Consider the following 4,370-nt stretch of genomic DNA (forward strand, 5'->3'; position numbering starts at 1 on the left):
CGGAGATCGTCGATTTATATCAACGGGTTTCAAACTCCAGAGTCTTTTAAAGGCAGGTGGAGAGGCGTGAGGATGCCATTAATCGAGTACGAGACGCGATTCCGAGAAATTCTCAAATTGCCACCATCTATAGAGCGAGATGCCTATCTTCTTCTTCTAATGCAGGAGATAGAGGAGTCATTTGATATCCCGATTGATGACAATCCGATTTGGGAAAGTGAGAACATCGAAGTCAGCACTTTATATAAATTGATTCGCCACTCGAGAACTGAGTGATCCCATGACATACGGAGGCGAGACACTTGAAGGCGACCCTGATCGAGTTCGAGGTACGCTATGAGGATCTTATGAAGCACCCCCCTTCGACAGAACGAGGAGCCTGTCTGTTGGAATTGATGTATGAGATGGAGAAGGTGTTCGGTATTCCATGCTATGAAGACGGAGAGTGGGAAAAAGTGAACCCGGAAGTGCGCGATCTCCATGAACGCATGTGGAAGTCCTGGTTGAACTAAAAAACCTTACGTTGCGTGAAATGAAAACTCCACGCAACGTAAGGGACCGTTTTAAGCCAAAGTCTAAAAATAAACTCGAAAACGAGTGATTTCACAAACTTTTTTTGTGAAATCACTCGTTTTTTCTCTATTTCAACCGAAATCATTCCGGTGGTCTCGGGCGAATTCGAAGAATGTTCTCGGCGGCTCCCCCGTCAAACGAATGAAGTCGTCGGTGACCGCCTTGGCCGTCCCCAGTCGGGTCATCATGTAGAGCGCGATCGTCACGTTCACATACGCCGGATTGAGTCCTCTCTCGTTGATATAGCGTGAACGATAGTGAATCATCCCTGGTTTGGCATAGGTGATCCGTCTTCCGGTCAGAATGGTCAGTTGGTTGGCGATATCCACGTAATCGAGCGCCTCCGGACCCGTCAATGTATAGGCGGTCCCTTGGTGCCCTTCGGGGTCGCTGAGGATGTGGGCAATCGCTTTCCCGATATCCTCAGCATCGATGAAGCTCACCTTGCTGTTCCCTGCCGGGATGAAAATTTCGTCATCCTTCCGGATTTCCTCGGCGTGGACGCCGGTGAGGTTTTGCATGAAGAACCCTGGCCGGATGTGGGCGTAAGGGATCCCAGCCTCTTCGATCATCTTCTCGATTTTGTGATGGGGAGGGAACGGGTTTCGTTCGACACCCATCAAGGAGAGGAAGGAGACGAGACGGATTGAATGCGACCTCATCGCATCGATGAACGGTCGGAACACCTCGGCATCCCCGATTTGAGGGGGGCGCATGAGAAAGACACGGTCGACATGCTCTAATGCTGCGTCGAACGTGGCGGGGTCCTCGAAATCTAACTTGACGTGTCGCGCCCCGGGGAATCGTTCCTCTAACTCCTCGACTCGATTACCGGCGACCACGATGTCCGCATCGTTTTCCTGTAAATACTTTGCCACATACCGTCCGACGTTACCTGTCGCCCCGGTCACCAGAATCGACTTTTTCAACGTCCTCACTCCTTTTGCTATTCATTTATAAGCCTAATGAGATATTCGGTTTCAGAGTAAAAATCCCTCTAACGCCATTTGTATTCGGACGATAATATGAGTAACAAAAGAGAAGGGGGAGTACCTTATATTTCACGACCATTTACTGCACGACGTTTGAGAAAAAGGTGATTTGAACGAAGGGTGAAACACTTCTAGATGGATGAATCCACAAGAAAGAAGTGAGGTAAATGTATCTGGAGATTCAAGACTTCCGTACACAATACGAAGACATCATGGGAAGAACTTCTGTCAAACAGAGAGATTTATTGTTGTCGATTTTGATGATCGACATGGAGAAAACATTTAAAATCTCTGTGATGAAAACTATCTTGAGCGAAAAAGACGATGAAGAAATCATAAAATTATATCGAGAAGTCGCTTTCTCTAGATCTGTAAAAGTTTAAATAAAACAGTTCAAAGAGCATAAGGGGAAACTGCTATCACTTTCCGTGATAGCCCAGGCAGAGCCTGGGGTTTCCATGATATCGTCAAAAGTCCAAAAACGGCACGAAATGTGCCAGTGAAAACACGAAAGTGGCACGAAATGTGCCACTTTTTTATTCTTCATTCGCGTCCATGTATAACTTGAAAATGAAATTCCGACGCGCTTCTCGTTGTGCTCTTGTCCTGATGTACGGATTCTCTTTTTCGTATTCGATGATGTCGCTTTCGAGGAAGAGTGCCGTCCGATTGTTCGCGACATATTGTACTGGGAGAGGGAATTTGTTCTCTCCTTTTTTGTCGTGTAGACTTTGTCTTGGCATATCCCAACGAAGAGGAAGGTCGGCGATCGTGAGTAGTTTTGGTATGTCATTCGGCTTGGTCATTCGTGGTCGCTGCATGTTGTTTTCGTCCCTTCACGAGATATCGAAGATAAGGAGTGCCCATTTACATACTGACACTTGTCAGGCAGTATTTTTATGGTCGCCCGCACGGTCGGAAAAAGCAACGGCTTTAGCTAAAGGTTTTACGAAAAGGCAAAATAATACATCTCTTTATGCTATATTTGTATTATCAGAATCTTCAAACAAGAGGTGAATGAATTGATTATTGATACGGTTAAAAAGAACTTTAGAGATGTTGGTCATATGTTGTTCATGAGTGTATTTTTTACGCTTATGAGTTATCAATTCACTAGATTTCCGTACTCTGAGCCTTGGGTCGACTATCTATTTTATTTCGGTACCGTGGTGGCCTATCTAGGGTTGATATATGCAATTTACATGAAGATCCGTGACAAGCGAAATAGAAAAACGATGCAGTAAGAAGAAATATTTTATTGTCATCATATCTATGTAGAGGTAGAATAATCAGTAACAAAATACGGACGGAACAACAAAAAACGCCACTTCTCCTACCAACCTGTCGCCAAACGGGTTGATGATCATCGAAGTGACGCTTTTGTATAGCGGTGTGTAAGAGACATCGCTATTGAAGGTTAGGGGTACATAGCAGGTACGCACCTAACTTAGATGAACTTATCATACTAATTTACCTTAGTAACTTCAAGGTTTTTGGTATATAAAAGGACATCATTCAGTAGCGAGTTTCACGAAACACGCTACTGAATGATGTCCTTTTTGTTTTGGTCTTACATATAAAAGAGGTCCGCACTCGCTCTCTAAACGAGTAGGTTCATCCAGCCGACGCAGTAAAATGGATCGGTCATCACCGCAGTTCCAGCACGTGATGTGACGTTAGCAGGGGAAGGACGGAAAGCCCTGTACATAGCCTAAGTTCCCAAACGGAATATGGTAAAGATCGTTTAATATATGGAGGTTCAAACGGGGTCATATGGTACGACTGTAGACAGCCCTACGACAAACTGTAGGAGATTTTCTAGTAAGCGGCTGTATGATTGCTGTGACACGACATATGACGGCTCTGGCCGTCGTATAGTGGGTTATGTGACGAGTCGCCGAAAGGCAGCAAGGTAGGGCGTGGAAACGCCTTGTGTGCGCGATAAGAGCGCAGCGAGTCACATGTCGGGGTTGAGACACCCCGGAGTCTTGGAACGCCTAGACATACGGATACCTCGTCTTGCACTAGACGGAGAACGTGGTGGGCAGATTTTAACCGCATCCTTTTTCAAAGGGGTTAGTCTGCCCATCCAGCCGTTTCCTATCTTCCCTACCGGAGTATGCCCGGTGCGCTCTTTGGTTTCAAGTCTTTTTCTTTCCAAGTTCTAAAAAGAAAAGAACAAAGAGCAAACAGATCAGCGAGGAAGCAGTAGAAGATGCAAGTTAGTATGTGGCACGAGGAATACGAGCCTAGCGTAGTCTGGCGACGTGTTCCGTATGTGCCCCGACAAGCGAGCGAAGGCGTAAACGCCGTAGCGAAGTGCGTTCAGCAGAGAGAAGGAAGACCTGGAGAGGATCGCCCGAGACATCCGACAGGATGCCAGGGCGATCCAGAAGGAAAAACAAGAAGGGATTAGCCCCGAATGTGGAGAATTAAGAAGGTAAGAGGGAAGGTTAGTTAAAAGTTAGGAAGGAAGATGTGTGGCTATGAAGAACATGGAACTGACGATCTTTGAGGTGACCAAGTTGAACGAGGACATGAAGTTCCTCGATTTGGCGAAAGAACACGCGCCAGTGGGCAAGGAGAAGCTTCGCGAGGCGTTGAAGTCGGCTGGTGCGACGTTCGACCAACGGACCAAACGGTGGCACATCGACCGCAGCCATCCGAATGCGGACAAGAAAGTGCTCGATTTTGTGCAATCGAGTCGTGTCCGTACGCCGAAACCGAAGAAAAATGCGACTGAGCCGTTAAAAGTCGACCCGGTCACGGGGCAATCCCAGTTGGATGACGATTATTTTGCGATCG

5 protein-coding genes are annotated in these 4,370 nt (G+C 46.6%); 3 read left to right on the top strand and 2 right to left on the bottom strand.

The genetic code is table 11. The annotated features are described in order from the left end of the window. The first annotated feature begins 66 nt into the window (after window positions 1–66). Together KNO65_RS15520 and KNO65_RS15525 are read left to right on the top strand one after the other, a co-directional pair. Window positions 67–276: a hypothetical protein gene (locus KNO65_RS15520; protein WP_214785188.1), complete on the top strand. Its 210-nt coding sequence runs from the start codon at window positions 67–69 to the stop codon at window positions 274–276. Window positions 277–302: 26 nt separating this feature from the next. Beyond that, on the top strand, window positions 303–512 hold the full coding sequence (locus tag KNO65_RS15525; protein WP_214785201.1) for a hypothetical protein: 210 nt from the start codon (window positions 303–305) through the stop codon (window positions 510–512). 132 nt (window positions 513–644) lie between these two features. On the opposite strand, the gene KNO65_RS15530 is transcribed toward KNO65_RS15525, so the two are convergent. Beyond that, entirely contained in the window at window positions 645–1,502 is an 858-nt protein-coding gene (locus tag KNO65_RS15530) for an SDR family oxidoreductase (RefSeq protein ID WP_251131752.1), read from the bottom strand. A gap of 599 nt (window positions 1,503–2,101) precedes the next feature. After that, window positions 2,102–2,386: a hypothetical protein gene (locus KNO65_RS15535; protein ID WP_214785202.1), complete on the bottom strand. Its 285-nt coding sequence runs from the start codon at window positions 2,384–2,386 to the stop codon at window positions 2,102–2,104. Between the two features lie 1,665 nt (window positions 2,387–4,051). On the opposite strand from KNO65_RS15535, the gene KNO65_RS15540 reads away from it, so the two are divergent. After that, a partial coding sequence (locus KNO65_RS15540; RefSeq protein WP_214785206.1) for a hypothetical protein occupies window positions 4,052–4,370 on the top strand: 319 nt, incomplete at its 3' end.

The organism is Exiguobacterium sp. S3 (assembly GCF_018617295.1).
Classification (GTDB): domain Bacteria; phylum Bacillota; class Bacilli; order Exiguobacteriales; family Exiguobacteriaceae; genus Exiguobacterium; species Exiguobacterium profundum.